This is a genomic window from Mesorhizobium sp. P2_E7 (assembly GCF_056403855.1).
Genome location: NZ_JBFUER010000002.1, coordinates 73,467 through 87,804 on the forward strand (window position 1 = coordinate 73,467; position 14,338 = coordinate 87,804).

Here is a 14,338-nt window from a genome sequence, read left to right on the forward strand (position 1 = left end):
TGCGCACCTCTGCGACCTGTAGGCAGGCGCGAATGAAGTTTTCGCGCCTCCGTCTCCTCGGCTTCAAGTCCTTCGTCGAACCCGGCGAGTTCGTCATCGAACGCGGCCTGACCGGTATTGTCGGGCCGAACGGTTGCGGCAAGTCGAACCTTGTCGAGGCGATGCGCTGGGTGATGGGCGAAAGCTCGTACAAGAACATGCGTGCGTCCGGCATGGACGACGTGATCTTTTCCGGGTCGGGGACGCGGCCCGCGCGCAACACCGCCGAAGTCACGCTGTTCCTCGACAACAGCGACCGCACCGCACCCGCCGCTTTCAACGACGCCGATGAATTGCAGGTGTCGCGCCGCATCGAGCGCGAGGCCGGCTCGCTCTACCGCATCAACGGCAAGGAAGCCCGCGCCAAGGACGTGCAGCTTCTGTTCGCCGACCAGTCGACCGGCGCACGCTCGCCCTCGATGGTCGGCCAGGGCCGCATCGGCGAGCTGATCCAGGCGAAGCCCCAGGCGCGCCGCGCCCTGCTCGAAGAAGCTGCCGGCATTTCCGGCCTGCACACGCGCCGTCACGAGGCCGAGCTGCGGTTGAAGGCCGCCGAACAGAATCTGGAGCGGCTGGACGACGTCGTCGGCGAACTGGAGAGCCAGATCGAAAGCCTGAAGCGCCAGGCGCGCCAGGCCTCGCGCTTCAAGAACCTGTCAGCCGATATCCGCAAGGCCGAGGCGACGCTCCTGCATCTGCGCTGGACGCTGGCCAAGACCCAGGAAGGCGAGGCGCGCTCGGCACTTGCCGTTGCCACCGCTCTGGTCGGCGACCGCGCCTCGGCGCAAATGGCCGCCGCCCGCGAGCAAGGCATCGCCGCGCACCGGCTGCCTGATCTGCGTGACGCAGAGGCCGCGGCGGCCGCGGCCTTCCAGCGCCTGTCGATCGCGAAATCGCAGATCGAGGAGGAGGCTGGCCGCATCCGCGCCCGCCAGGCCGAGCTCGAGCGCCGGCTGCAGCAACTCGACGGCGACATTGCCCGCGAAGAGCGCATGGTGCGCGACAATGCGGATATTCTCGAGCGCCTGCGCGAGGAAGAGGCGACGCTCAATTCCGAAAATGCCGGTGCTGCCGAACGCGAAGCCACCACGCGCGCCGCTTTCGAGCAGGCCGATGCCACACTTGCCCAGAGTGAAGCAAAACTCGCCGCACTGACCGCCGAACGGGCTGAGGCCGCGGCGTCGCGCAACCAGATCGAGCGCACGCTGCGCGAGACCGCCGAACGCCGTGACCGTTTTGCCCGCCAGCTGGCCGATGTCGACCGCGAGCTGTCGGAAATCCTGTCGAAGGTCGCGGGCTTGCCCGACCCTGCCGAGAAGCGTGCGCTGGTCGAGGACGCGCTTGCCCGGCTGGAGGAAACCGAGGCCAACGCCATCACTGCCGAACAGGCGGTCGCCGAGGCGCGCGCCAGTGAGAGTGCCGCCCGCCCGCCGCTGCAGGACGCCCGGTCAGAACTCGCCGGGATCGAGACCGAAGCGCGCACGCTGGCCAAGATCCTAAACGCCGCCAGCGGCGATCTTTTCCCATCGGTGCTGGAACAGCTCAGCGTCGAACGCGGCTACGAGACCGCGCTTGGTGCTGCCCTTGGCGAGGATCTCGACGTGCCGCTCGACCGCAGCGCGCCGGTGCATTGGGGCGAAAGCCAGGTTCAGCCCGGCGATGCGGCTCTGCCCGAAGGCATCAAGAGCCTCGCCAGCGTGGTCAGCGCGCCTTCACAGCTTGCCCGCAGGCTGGCCCAGATCGGTATCGTCGACGCCGCCGATGGCCGCCGCCTGCAGGCGCTGCTTGCGCCCGGCCAGCGGCTGGTCAGCCGAGACGGCGCGCTGTGGCGCTGGGACGGCCTGACCGCCAGCGCCGATGCGCCGACGGCGGCCGCGCAACGGCTGGCGCAGAAGAACCGGCTGGCCGAACTCGATGCCGAAGCTGTGCAGGCGACGCAGATCGTGCGTGAGGCGGAAGCCGCCCTTGCCCAGGCCGAGCAGGCGCTGCGCCAGGCTAGCGAAGCCGAGCGCAACGCCCGCCAGGCCGGGCGCGATGCCCAGCACGGGCTGGACGCCGCCCGCAACGCGCTGGCCGAGGCCGAAAAGGCCGGCGGCGAACTGGCAAGCCGTCGCGCTGCCCTGGACGAGGCGCGCGCGCGTATCGTCGACAGCCACGAAGAGACAGCTGCCGCTTTCGCCGAGGCGGAAATGATGCTGCAGGACGCACCCGACCTCGGCGACCTGCAATTGCAGCTCGAACAATCCGCCGCCAATGTCGGCAGGGACCGTGCAACCCTTGCCGACGCGCGCGCCGTCCATGAGGGCCTCCGCCGCGAAGCCGAGGCGCGCACGCGCCGGCTCGATGCGATCGGCGCCGAACGCCGCAGCTGGCTGCAGCGTGCGGAAAATGCTTCGACCCAGATCGCTTCGCTTGGCGAGCGTAGGGCTGAAGCCGAGGCCGAGCGCGAAACGCTGGCCGACGCCCCCGACGAGATCGACGCCAGGCGCCGCGCGCTGCTGTCGCAGCTGACCGAGGCGGAGACTTTGCGCAAGGCGGCCGCCGACCGGTTGCAGGAGGCCGAGAACAAGCAGGCCGAACTGGACAAGGCCGCCACCGCGGCGATCCAGTCGCTGGCCGATGCCCGCGAAACCCGCGTCCGCGCCGAAGAGCGGCTGACCGCAGCCGACGAACGCCGGCTCGAGGTCGAGTCGCGCATCCAGGAAACCCTGAACACGCCGCCGCATCTGGTCATCCGCCACACCGGACTGGAGGCCGACAGCCCGATGCCGGAAATGGCCGACATCGAGCGCCAGCTCGACCGGCTGAAGGTCGAGCGTGAACGGCTGGGCGCCGTCAATCTGCGCGCCGAGGAAGAACAGAAGGAATTGTCCGACCGGTTGGAGACCATCGTCTCCGAGCGTGAGGACATCATCGAGGCGATCCGCAAGCTCAGGCAAGCGATCCAGAGCCTGAACCGCGAGGGCCGCGAACGGCTGCTCGCCGCTTTCGATGTCGTCAATGGCCATTTCCAGCGGCTGTTCTCGCATCTGTTCGGCGGCGGCACGGCCGAGCTGCAGCTGATCGAATCCGACGATCCGCTCGAAGCCGGGCTCGAAATCCTGGCGCGTCCGCCCGGCAAGAAGCCGCAGACCATGACGCTGCTTTCCGGCGGCGAGCAGGCGCTGACGGCGATGTCGCTGATCTTTGCCGTGTTCCTGACCAATCCGGCGCCGATCTGCGTGCTCGACGAAGTCGACGCGCCGCTTGACGATCACAATGTCGAGCGCTTCTGCAACCTGATGGACGAAATGGCCGCCACCACCGAGACGCGCTTCGTCATCATCACCCACAATCCGATCACCATGGCGCGCATGAATCGCCTGTTCGGCGTGACCATGGCCGAGCAGGGCGTCAGCCAGCTGGTCTCAGTCGACCTGCAAGCCGCCGAGGCGATGCGCGAGGCGAGCTGACTCGTCAGCGTGGCCTGTGGCCTCAATTCAGGCTTTCGACTATAGCAGCAACTGAAAATGGTCGGATCAGTGGGCCGACCTGATCGTGCCTATGGAGAACGTTGTTGCCTGTACTCGTCACTGGAGCCGCGGGGTTCATCGGAAGCCATGTCTGCCATCATTTGCTGAACCGCGGCGAAGCCGTCGTCGGCGTCGACAATATGAACGACTATTACGACCTGGCGCTGAAGCAGGGACGGCTCGCCCGTCTCCAGCCTCACAAGGGTTTTTCTTTTCACCAGCTCGACATCGCCGAACCCGGCGCGCTGGCCGATGCGCTGGCCGGACAAGGCATCGTCAGGGTCGTTCATCTGGCGGCACAGGCGGGCGTGCGCCATTCGCTGGACAATCCCCGGCTCTATGTCCGCTCCAACGTTGCAGGTCACCTCGAAGTGCTTGAATTCTGCCGCGCAACAGTCGGCTTCGAGCATCTGGTCTATGCCTCGTCGAGTTCGGTCTATGGCGGCAACCGCAAGGTGCCGTTTGCAGAGACCGACCAGGTCGACAGGCCGGTCTCGCTCTACGCCGCCACCAAAAAGGCCGATGAACTGATGAGCCACACCTATGCTCATCTCTTCGGCCTGCCGCAGACCGGCCTGCGCTTCTTCACCGTCTACGGCCCGTGGGGCAGGCCCGACATGGCCTATTGGCTGTTCACCCAGGCGATGCTCGAGGGCAGGCCGATCCGCGTGTTCAACAATGGCGAAATGTGGCGCGATTTCACTTATGTCGACGATGTGGTGAGAGCGGTCGTCGCCGTGCTCGACAAGCCGCCCTTGACTGAGGTTCCACCCAGCCGGCTCTACAATGTCGGCAACAACAGCCCGGTGCGGCTCGCCGACTTCATCGACACGCTGGAAAAGCTGCTCGGCGTAAAGGCGATCCGCCAGAGCGAGCCGATGCAGACCAGCGACGTCGAGCAGACTTATGCCGACATGACGGCGCTGGAACGCGATTTCGGCTTCAGGCCCAGCGTTTCGATCGAGGACGGCTTGAAAAAATTCGTCGACTGGTACCGGTCGGAATGGATGGCGAAGTCGGCAAAGAGCTGATTGCCGGGAATGGCAGGTCGCAGGACCATCAAGTTGCCCGCCGCCCATTCGGTGCGATTTCGCGGCCGAAGAGAGGGAAATTTAAGCGCAAGCTGGGAGATTGACGCCACGTCAAGGCGGGCGTGGGAGGCTTGCGGTGGAGCTGAACTACGATTTTGAGATGCAGTCGATCTTCCCGAAGGCTGTCTGGCTCGTTCCGGAATGCAAGGACCTACTGGACGGGCAGCGGATCGCCCACAATCTGAAAGGCAACTACGTCGCGGCCTTTGTCGACCCGGCGACCGCCGTTGCTCTCTGGCGAGAGACTGCCGACTTCAGATCGTCGTTCATAAAATCGGACTGGAGCACGTTGCCTTATGAAGGCGAAGCAGATGCGGGCAAGGCGAATTTTCTTATCCCCAAATTGATGGAGTTCCATGCCAAGGGCGCCAGCGGCAATTATGGTGCGGACGCCGTCCGCTATGCCGTCTGGGAACTTTTTGCCTTTACCAAGAAACTGACCATGGGCGAGGTTCTCGATGCGAACGGCAAGCCCACATGCTCGGATCTGACCCGTCAGAGAATGGGCAACGCCCGGCCGGCATCGAAGTTCGACGCCAACAAGGCGGTGATGGCAATGGTCTCCAACCCGAGAAATCATCCCGCGCGCGAGACGACGACGATGCAAGCATCGCCAGCCAAACCGACTGAAGCAGATCCCGGCCCGTTCGGCCGCGTCGCCCGTGTCTTTGGCCGCAAGACGAACTGATTGTTGTGCGGATCAACGCGCAACCTTCGGCCGCTTGAAAATGATGGGACGCATGGCGCCCTCAACTCAACTCATTATCCAAAGAAAGTTGCGCGAAACGAGTTCGTGTTTGTCGGCATTCGGCAGACGCCCGTTTATCGGAGGCCAAAGAAGCTCAGTATCGCAATCACGATGACGACCGCTCCGACGAGCCAAATTATGTTGTTCACGATGTCTCTCCCGAAAATTTGTTGCTGGGAGTGAACTCGTCAGAGCCTACTAATGTTCCCGCGTTTTTCTGCGTCGACACAAATGGCCGCCATCCCTTCGTCGGAGGTACGACCAAGGTCCGAGCAGCGTATGACTGAAGTCCTGTCGTCAGAGCTATAGGTCGAAGGGGGGCAACCTATGCCCTCTCAATACATTGCAACCGGGCTGCCGAGTATGAGTCCCTTCATCGGCGGTCAATCGGGTGCCCGCCATTCCCAAGAGAGTAGCGGGCTCCCGATTGTTGTGACACCGCCAAGCGGCGTGACGTTTCAAGAACGAGGCTAATAGTGACCTTTGTCCAGAGATCAGTGCCTGACCGCGCAACCACCCGACCCGCAAATGACAACGACAGTCCTACGGAAGTTTCTTCGGTCCTTGACCTCATGCCGGCGGCTGACGACGACAAGGTCGCTGACCTTGTCAGGCGAACAGAGCGCCTGGCAATCGCCGTGCTTATCGCGATGGGGATTTTGCTGATCTTGGCACCGGTGATCTACATTGCACTTGTTTACGGGATCTGAGACGGCCTGATTGGTCGTCTTCTCGGAAATCCTGAAAGGCCGACGGGCTTCCTCGCAAGGCAGATGCCTCACACCAAAGATCAGGTGATCGAACTGCGATACAGAGGGTCGTGCGCAGCGCTGCTTTGTCGGGTTGCGCAACTCCTCGGTCGGCTTTGAAGAGCGTCCTGCCAACAAGACCTTGGTGTCGAAATTCCCTCTTTCGACATGCCGTGTTCGCGCCGCGGGAACTGACGACGCCACTCGGAACCAAAGGGATGGGACGCGGTTATCCCCGCGAAGGGATAATTAGCAGATGGAAATATTGCAATGAAAACAATGATCGTGAGCGCTTTGGCGCTGTTCATGGCGATGCCGGCGGTAGCCTCGGCTGACGTAATCGTTACCACCCACCATCGACATAACCACAAGGTCGTCAAGATCATCAATGACCAGGGTCAACGCCTTCATCACCGCAAACACGGCACCGTTGCCTTCTACGACCACGGCCGCAGACATCATCGCCCGGATACAGTAATCATCAATGACCAGGGTCAACGGCTTCATCACCGTAAGCACGGCACGGTTGCCTTCTATGACCACGGTCGTAGACATCATCGCCCGGATACCGTTATCGTCACGGGCTCGATCGAGCGTCGCCATCATCGGCATCATCATCCCGTCATCATCCAGGACGACAGCGACTACTGATCGTCTTCGCACGGCCCGGCTCTGTGGATGGAGTCGGGTCGCGTGGGGGGCCGGATAGCCGCTGACGGCAGCTATTCATGGCGTCCGCAAATCATTGATTTCAAAAGGCATGTAAATTGGCTGGGGCGCCAGGATTCGAACCTGGGAATGTCGGTACCAAAAACCGATGCCTTACCACTTGGCGACGCCCCAGCAGGCGGGCTTTGCCCGCTGCGCGCGGCCTTATAGGACGAGCGGCACGAAAGCTCAATGCCGAGTTGGTCCCTGTGCAAAACTGATCCACCGCCTGGCACGGGTGCCCGCTATTCGCCCCAGACCGCCAGCTCATTGCCGGCCGGATCGTTGAAGTGGAACCGCCTGCCGCCCGGAAACGAGAAGATAGGCTTGACGATCGTGCCGCCGGCATTTTCGACGGCGTCGAGGGTTGCTTCCAGGTCTTGCGAATAAAGCACCGGCAGCGGTTTGGCCGTCGCCTCCACGCTATCGGCCTGGAAACCGCCGTCGAGCCCTTCGCCAAAGGCCGAATAGGTCGGCCCGTAGTCGGTGAACGACCACGAGAAGGCCGCGCTGTAGAAAGCCTTGACGCTGTCCAGCGTCCCGCCGGTCGCAGGCAATTCGAGATAGTCGAGTTTTCCGTTGAGTTTCATCACGCTACTCCCAACTTGTTCTCGATATGTTCTATATCGTGGGCGACTGGTCGGCAAGTCTTTTTGACGCAGCTTTTGCTTAATCGATTGTAGTGGCCGGGCTTGGCTGACCACGCCTTGCCTTTCGCACTGCAGCATAATAACGCTCGGGTCGTAACGCGGGGGAACCGGGCTTTTGGCTCCGGTGTTGTCTATCTTCCAGGACTTGGAGGGCGAGCATGACCAAATGGGTCTACACCTTCGGCGATGGCGCCGCGGAGGGACGCGCGGGCGACCGCAATCTTCTCGGCGGCAAGGGCGCCAATCTGGCCGAGATGTGCAGTCTTGGCCTGCCGGTGCCGCCGGGCTTCACCCTCACCACCGAAGTCTGCAACGCCTATTACGCCAACGGCAACAGCTATCCGGCCGCGTTGAAGGCCGACGTCACCGAAGCGCTCGACCATATCGGCCGGCTTACCGGGCGCCGCTTCGGCGATCCGTCGAAATTGCTGCTGGTCTCGGTCCGCTCAGGCGCCCGAGCCTCGATGCCGGGCATGATGGACACCGTACTCAATCTCGGCCTCAACGACGAGACGGTGGAAGCGCTGGCCACCGATTCCGGCGATGCCCGCTTTGCCTATGACAGCTACCGCCGCTTCATCCAGATGTATTCCGATGTCGTCATGGGCCTCGACCACGAAGTGTTCGAGGAAATCCTCGAGGACCAGAAGGCGAGCCTCGGCTACGAACTCGACACCGAACTGACGGCTGAGGAATGGCAGGGCGTCATTGCGCTCTACAAGGCCAAGGTCGAGGAGGAACTCGACAAGCCGTTCCCGCAGGACCCGCACGAGCAGCTCTGGGGCGCGATCGGCGCCGTCTTCTCCAGCTGGATGAACAACCGCGCCATCACCTACCGGCGCCTGCACGACATTCCCGAAAGCTGGGGCACGGCGGTCAATGTCCAGGCCATGGTGTTCGGCAATATGGGCGACACCTCGGCCACCGGCGTCGCCTTCACTCGCAATCCCTCGACCGGCGAAAAGATGCTCTATGGCGAGTTCCTGGTGAACGCGCAGGGTGAGGATGTCGTGGCCGGCATCCGCACACCGCAGAACATCACCGAGGCGGCGCGCATCGCCGCCGGCTCCGACAAGCCGTCGCTGCAGAAGCTGATGCCGGACGCGTTCCGCTCCTTCGTCGACATCTCCGACCGCCTGGAGCAGCACTACCGCGACATGCAGGACCTCGAATTCACCATCGAGCGCGGCAAATTGTGGATGCTGCAGACGCGTTCCGGCAAACGCACCGCCAAGGCGGCGCTCAAGATTGCTGTCGAAATGGCGCGTGACAAGCTGATCACCACCGAAGAGGCGGTCGCTCGCATCGATCCGGCCTCGCTCGACCAGTTGTTGCATCCGACCATCGATCCGAAGGCGCCGCGCGACGTCATCGGCGTCGGCCTGCCGGCTTCTCCGGGTGCTGCGACCGGCGAGATTGTTTTCTCCTCCGCCGATGCGGAAGAACTGAATACGCAAGGGCGCAAGGCGATCCTGGTGCGCATCGAAACCAGCCCTGAAGACATTCACGGCATGCACGCTTCGGAAGGCATTCTGACGACGCGCGGCGGCATGACCAGCCACGCCGCCGTGGTGGCGCGCGGCATGGGCAAGCCTTGCGTGTCGGGCGCAGGCTCGCTGCGCGTCGACTACAAGGCCGGCACCTTGATGTCGATGGGCCAGACCTTCCGCAAAGGCGACATCATCACCATCGACGGCAGCAACGGCCAGGTGCTGAAGGGCGCCGTGTCGATGCTGCAGCCCGAACTCTCCGGCGATTTCGCCGCCATCATGGAATGGGCCGATGCGGCGCGCCGCATGAAGGTGCGCACCAACGCCGAGACGCCGCTCGATGCGCGCATGGCGCGCTCCTTCGGCGCCGAAGGCATTGGTCTGTGCCGTACCGAGCACATGTTCTTTGACGGCGAGCGCATCGTCGCCATGCGCGAGATGATCCTGGCCGATACAGAGAAGGACCGCCGCACGGCGCTGGCCAAACTGTTGCCGATGCAGCGCTCGGATTTCCTCGAACTGTTCGAGATCATGGCCGGCCTGCCGGTGACGATCCGCCTGCTCGATCCGCCGTTGCACGAATTCCTGCCCAAGACCGAAGCGGAAGTGGCGGAAGTCGCCGCCGCCATGAATGTCTCGCCGGAAAAACTCAGGCAGCGCACCGAGGCCTTGCACGAGTTCAATCCGATGCTCGGCCATCGCGGCTGCCGTCTCGCCGTCTCCTATCCCGAGATCGCCGAGATGCAGGCGCGCGCCATTTTCGAGGCCGCCGTCGAGGCCGGCAAGAAGGCCGGCGCGCTGGTGGTTCCCGAAATCATGGTGCCGCTGGTCGGCCTGGTGAAGGAGCTCGATTACGTCAAGGCGCGCATCGATGCCGTCGCCAAGAGCGTGATGGAGGAGACCGGCGTCAAGATCGAATATTTGACCGGCACGATGATCGAACTGCCCCGCGCGGCGATCCGGGCGCACGTCATTGCCGAGTCGGCCGAATTCTTCTCCTTCGGCACCAACGACCTCACCCAGACCACCTTCGGCATCTCGCGCGACGACGCGGCCTCGTTCCTGGAGACCTACCGTCAGAAGGGCATCATCGAGCAGGATCCGTTCGTCTCGCTCGACATTGAGGGCGTCGGCGAACTGGTGCGCATGGCGGCTGAAAAGGGCAGGGCGACGCGGCCCGACATCAAGCTTGGCATTTGCGGCGAGCATGGCGGCGATCCGGCCTCGATCCGCTTTTGCGAAGAGATCGGGCTCGACTATGTCTCGTGCTCGCCCTATCGCGTGCCGATCGCAAGATTGGCTGCCGCGCAGGCCGCGGTGCAGATTGCCAAGATGGCGGCGCCGCGCCCCAAAAAGAGCGCCGCGGCATCCTGATTTCGACATAGTTGTTTCCGCGTCGCGCAAACGGCCACCCCTGGGGGTGGCCGTTTGGCGCTAAGCTTACGATTTTGTAAGCAAATTCACGCTGATGTGCGCGTCTCAGCACGCAATCCCGACATCGTTTCTGCCCAATTTCACGGTCCCCCAACCCGCCCGGTGCCGAGAAACAGATGTTGCAGATTTCGCCCAGACCCTTCCGCTCGATCCTGATTATCCAGACCAAGTTCATCGGCGATATTGTTTTATCCTCCACGCTCGCCAGGAACCTGCAGCTCGAATATCCCGGCGTCAGGATCGTCTTCCTCTGCGAGGCCCGCCTCGCCAGTTTCGTGACCGCGCACGGCATCGCCTCGGAGGTCGTGACCTTCCGCCGCGCGGCCATGCGCGGCACCCCGCTGGAGCGTGGGCGCGAACTCTATTCGATGATCAGCAAGCTGGGCCGGTTTCGCTTCGACCTGACCATCGACCTCACCGATTCAAAGACCTCGCGCATCATCGTCAGGTTCCTCAATGCCAGGACCCGTGTCGGCTACAATCCACCGGAAAGGCCGCTGCGCTGGCATGAGCGTCAGCCGGCCAACCTGTTTGCCCGGCCGTTCGGATTTGGCGAGCAGCACTATCTCTATCGCTATCTTTCGCCGCTCGAGCCGCTTGGCGTCGGTCTGCGCGTGCGCACGCCATCGATCCGGCCCTTGCCGCTGGAGACGGCGAGGGCCCAGGCATTGCTGGACAAACACCGCTTGCGGCCGAATGGTTTCATCGCCGTGCATGCCGGTGCGAGCTTTCACGGCCGGCGCTGGCAGCATGAACGCTTTGCCGCTGTGATCGACACGATTGCGCGCGAAACCGGACTGGATTTTGTGCTCGTCGGCGGTCCGGACGAGCGCAAGCCGGCCGAGCAGATCCTCGCCAGTGGCGCGCCGATCGTCAATCTCGTCGGCGCGCTGTCGCTGGAAACGCTGCTGGCGGTGTTGCAGCAGGCGCGCATGTTTGTCGGCAATGAGAGCGGCCCCATGCACATGGCAGCCGCTGCCGGAACGCCGGTTGTCGGCCTATATGGCCTGACCAGCCCGGCCATCTGGGGGCCGGTGGGCGTGCCCAGCCTCGCTTTGCAGCCGTCCATGCCGTGCAACTGCGTGGCGGGCAGCCTGTGCAATCCGCTCGATCCCAGCAAGGCCTGCTGCGTCTGGCGCCTCGAGGTCGAACCGGTCGTCGCCGCCGTGCGCGAAGTCCTGTCGCGGACGCAAGTGGAGCTGGAACACGCCGTCTGATGGTGCGCGGCGGTCACATTGTCGGGATATCAGCTTTTTGCATGGCCGATATCCCGATTTCCGCCTTGTTGCGAGTCTTGGGATGCGGCTATGACAGCGCCGATTCTGAACCAAAACAGGCATCCCTTGCAAAAGCTGCTTTGCGCCATCGCTCTGTCGGTCTGGGCCGTGTCTTCTGCCCATGCCGCGCCGCTTGTCGAGCCGACGCTGCGCCTCAAGGCTGATGGCGGCAATGTGGGCCGCGTTGCGCTCACACTCGACGCCTGCGGCGGGCAGACCGATACGCGGATACTCTCGGCTCTGGTGGAGAACCGGATTCCGGCGACGATCTTCGTCACCGGCATCTGGCTGAAGCGCAACGCCGCTGCCGTCGAGATCATGCGCGCGCATCCTGATCTGTTCGAACTGGAAAATCATGGCGGCCACCACATCCCGGCCGTCGACACGCCGCGGAAAATCTACGGCATCCGCAGCGCCGGCAGCCCTGAAGCGGTGCAGGCCGAAGTCGAGTCGGGCGCGGCTGCTCTTGCGCGGACCGGCGAGCCGGCGCCGAAATGGTTCCGCGGCGCCACCGCCGAATACAGCCCGTCGGCCATCGCCATGATCCGCAAGCTCGGCTTCAAGATCGCCGGGTTTTCGATAAACGGCGATGGCGGCTCGTTGCTCGGCGCCAAGGAAACCGCCCGTCGCATTGGCGCCGCCAAGGACGGCGATGTCATCATCGCCCACATCAACCAGCCGACCCACGCCGCCGGCGAGGGCGTCGTGCAAGGTCTGCTGGCGCTCAAGGCCAAGGGCCTCACCTTCGTGCGCCTCGACGACGCCGATGGCGTCGGCAATGACGGAACTACAGATTAACGCTTCCAGAAGCGGCGTTGGGCCGGTCAGGCCACGACGGCACGCTTGTTGTTGACGAGTGCCGACAACACGCGCGTCGACATGACGGTGCGCACCGTCATCGGCTCGTTGCGGCCGCGGATCGCGACCTCCTGCGCCGGCAGGGCATCCTCGGCCACTTCAGCGGTCGCGCGTACCTCGTCCGAGATCACGGCTTCGCATTCGAGGCTCTTCGTCATGTCTTGCAGCCTGGCCGCAACGTTCACGGCATCGCCGAGCGCGGTGAACACCATGTGGTCGGAATAGCCGATCTCGCCGACGATCACCTCGCCGCCATGGATGCCGATGCCGAAGCGGATCGGCTCGTGCAGATCGTGGCCGAGGAACCGGTTCAGCTCATCGACATTGGCTGCAATCAGAGCCGCCGCCCGCAGCGCCTGCCGGCAAGCCTCCGTCCGGCCGGTGGTGAGCCCGAACAATGCCAGCATGCCGTCGCCGAGGAACTGGTTCGGCCGTCCGCCGGATTCCAGCACCGCCTGGGAGACCGCGCCGAGGAAGCGATTGACGATGAACACGGTATCGAACGGCAACCGTTTCTCTGCAAGCCGGGTCGAGCCGCGCATGTCGACGAACAGACTGACCAGATAACGCTCCTCGCCTATTCGCGCAGGCGCCTTGCCGGACGCATGCGCTGACATCATGTGCGGCAGGAACAACTGAAAGAAGGTCAGATCGGTGGCCGGCCGCAACTGGCAGGCCAGTCGGATCGACGGATCGGCGCTGCCGAGCCGGCGCAGCACGAAAGTCTCGCGCGGCGACGGGTCAGGCAGGGCGGTGTGGTCGCCGATGATGCGGATGCGGCAGGTCGAGCAGCGCGCGCGGCCGCCGCAGACGCTGGCGTGCGGCACGTTGTTGCGCAGGCTGGCCTCCAGCACGCTCAATCCCCTCGGCACCCGGACGGTGCGGCCGTTGCCATAGGACAATGTGATCATGCCGCCGCGAACCTCCAGCAGGGCGCGCGCGCCGCGTGCGACCAGGACAAGGCCGAGCAGGCCGAGATAGCCGATCATCAGGCCGCTGGTGACACGGTCGAGCATGTTTCCCTGCGCCTCCGTGCCGAGCTTCTGCGTCGACAATTCCTGACGGCGCCAGTTGGGATCCCGGTAATTGGACACCGTGGTACGGCCGCCCTGGTAGATGCCGAGCATCGCCAGCGTCGGGACCAGTACGGCTGCGGCAAGCAGGAACGGCGAGGCGCGTTTGAAGAAAGGCCGCAGCCGCAGCCAGAAATACAGGCCGATACAGCCGTGCACCCACGCCACCACCAGCACCGTGAGCATGACCCAGATGCGGTACTGCGAGGCAATGAAGAACAGATAGAACTCCTGCGGGTAGTACTTCTCATGCCCGTATAAGGATTGGCCGAGCCTGACGCCGACGACATGGGCGACGATCAGCATAGGGATGCTGAGGCCAAGCACCAGCTGCAGCGGCTCGATCGCCTTCCAGCTGAATTCCCGACGCTGGTACAGCGCCCAGACGCCGAGCGCGGTATGCACCAGACAGGCGCTGTAGAACAGGATCGCGACCGGCAGAAAATGCCAGAGCATTGTGTGGTAGTGGATGCCGGTCGCCAGCGCCTCCATCGAGATGTTGCCGAGCGCGTGGTTGAGGAAATGGCTGATCAGATAGGCGAACATGATCGTGCCCGAGATCAGGCGGATCTGGCGCAGCCCGACGCCGCGCGCCGTCTTCTGCAGACGTGCGCGTGACAGGGAGGCCATGTGATTCATGATGGGCAACTCTAGTGCTTTGTTCCTACGCTGAAGACCACCACGGAACCCGCTGAGAGTTTGATAGCAG

The 14,338-nt window shown here is 63.7% G+C and carries 10 protein-coding genes and 1 tRNA gene; 7 read left to right on the forward strand and 4 right to left on the reverse strand.

Annotation, left to right across the window (positions count from 1 at the left end; genetic code table 11):
• The first annotated feature begins 32 nt into the window (after positions 1-32).
• The 4 genes from smc to AC1DYC_RS17500 all read left to right on the forward strand — a co-directional run bounded on the left by smc (position 33) and on the right by AC1DYC_RS17500 (position 6,100).
• Entirely contained in the window at positions 33-3,491 is a 3,459-nt protein-coding gene (gene smc / locus AC1DYC_RS17485; protein WP_477408481.1) for a chromosome segregation protein SMC, read from the forward strand.
• A 104-nt stretch (positions 3,492-3,595) separates the two neighbouring features.
• Entirely contained in the window at positions 3,596-4,582 is a 987-nt protein-coding gene (locus AC1DYC_RS17490) for an NAD-dependent epimerase/dehydratase family protein (RefSeq protein WP_477408483.1), read from the forward strand.
• 136 nt (positions 4,583-4,718) lie between these two features.
• Entirely contained in the window at positions 4,719-5,330 is a 612-nt protein-coding gene (locus AC1DYC_RS17495) for a hypothetical protein (protein WP_477408485.1), read from the forward strand.
• Positions 5,331-5,866: 536 nt separating this feature from the next.
• Positions 5,867-6,100 (forward strand): hypothetical protein, encoded by a 234-nt coding sequence (locus AC1DYC_RS17500; protein ID WP_477408487.1) that lies wholly within the window; start codon positions 5,867-5,869, stop codon positions 6,098-6,100.
• Positions 6,101-6,388: 288 nt separating this feature from the next.
• On the opposite strand, the gene AC1DYC_RS17505 is transcribed toward AC1DYC_RS17500, so the two are convergent.
• The 3 genes from AC1DYC_RS17505 to AC1DYC_RS17515 form a co-directional block, all read right to left on the reverse strand.
• A complete protein-coding gene (locus AC1DYC_RS17505; protein ID WP_477408489.1) occupies positions 6,389-6,757 on the reverse strand; it encodes a hypothetical protein in 369 nt (122 codons plus the stop codon).
• 150 nt (positions 6,758-6,907) lie between these two features.
• Positions 6,908-6,982: transfer RNA gene (locus AC1DYC_RS17510), tRNA-Gln, on the reverse strand.
• A 110-nt stretch (positions 6,983-7,092) separates the two neighbouring features.
• Complete coding sequence (locus AC1DYC_RS17515) at positions 7,093-7,437, reverse strand: VOC family protein (RefSeq protein ID WP_477408491.1); 345 nt, start codon at positions 7,435-7,437, stop codon at positions 7,093-7,095.
• Between the two features lie 218 nt (positions 7,438-7,655).
• On the opposite strand from AC1DYC_RS17515, the gene ppdK reads away from it, so the two are divergent.
• The 3 genes from ppdK to AC1DYC_RS17530 all read left to right on the forward strand — a co-directional run bounded on the left by ppdK (position 7,656) and on the right by AC1DYC_RS17530 (position 12,496).
• Entirely contained in the window at positions 7,656-10,361 is a 2,706-nt protein-coding gene (gene ppdK, locus AC1DYC_RS17520; RefSeq protein WP_477408493.1) for a pyruvate, phosphate dikinase, read from the forward strand.
• A gap of 176 nt (positions 10,362-10,537) precedes the next feature.
• Entirely contained in the window at positions 10,538-11,638 is a 1,101-nt protein-coding gene (locus AC1DYC_RS17525; protein ID WP_477408495.1) for a glycosyltransferase family 9 protein, read from the forward strand.
• A 90-nt stretch (positions 11,639-11,728) separates the two neighbouring features.
• A complete protein-coding gene (locus AC1DYC_RS17530) occupies positions 11,729-12,496 on the forward strand; it encodes a polysaccharide deacetylase family protein (RefSeq protein ID WP_477408497.1) in 768 nt (255 codons plus the stop codon).
• Between the two features lie 26 nt (positions 12,497-12,522).
• Here the strand turns inward: AC1DYC_RS17530 and AC1DYC_RS17535 are convergent, their stop codons facing one another.
• A complete protein-coding gene (locus tag AC1DYC_RS17535; RefSeq protein WP_477408988.1) occupies positions 12,523-14,259 on the reverse strand; it encodes an adenylate/guanylate cyclase domain-containing protein in 1,737 nt (578 codons plus the stop codon).
• Positions 14,260-14,338 lie beyond the last annotated feature (79 nt).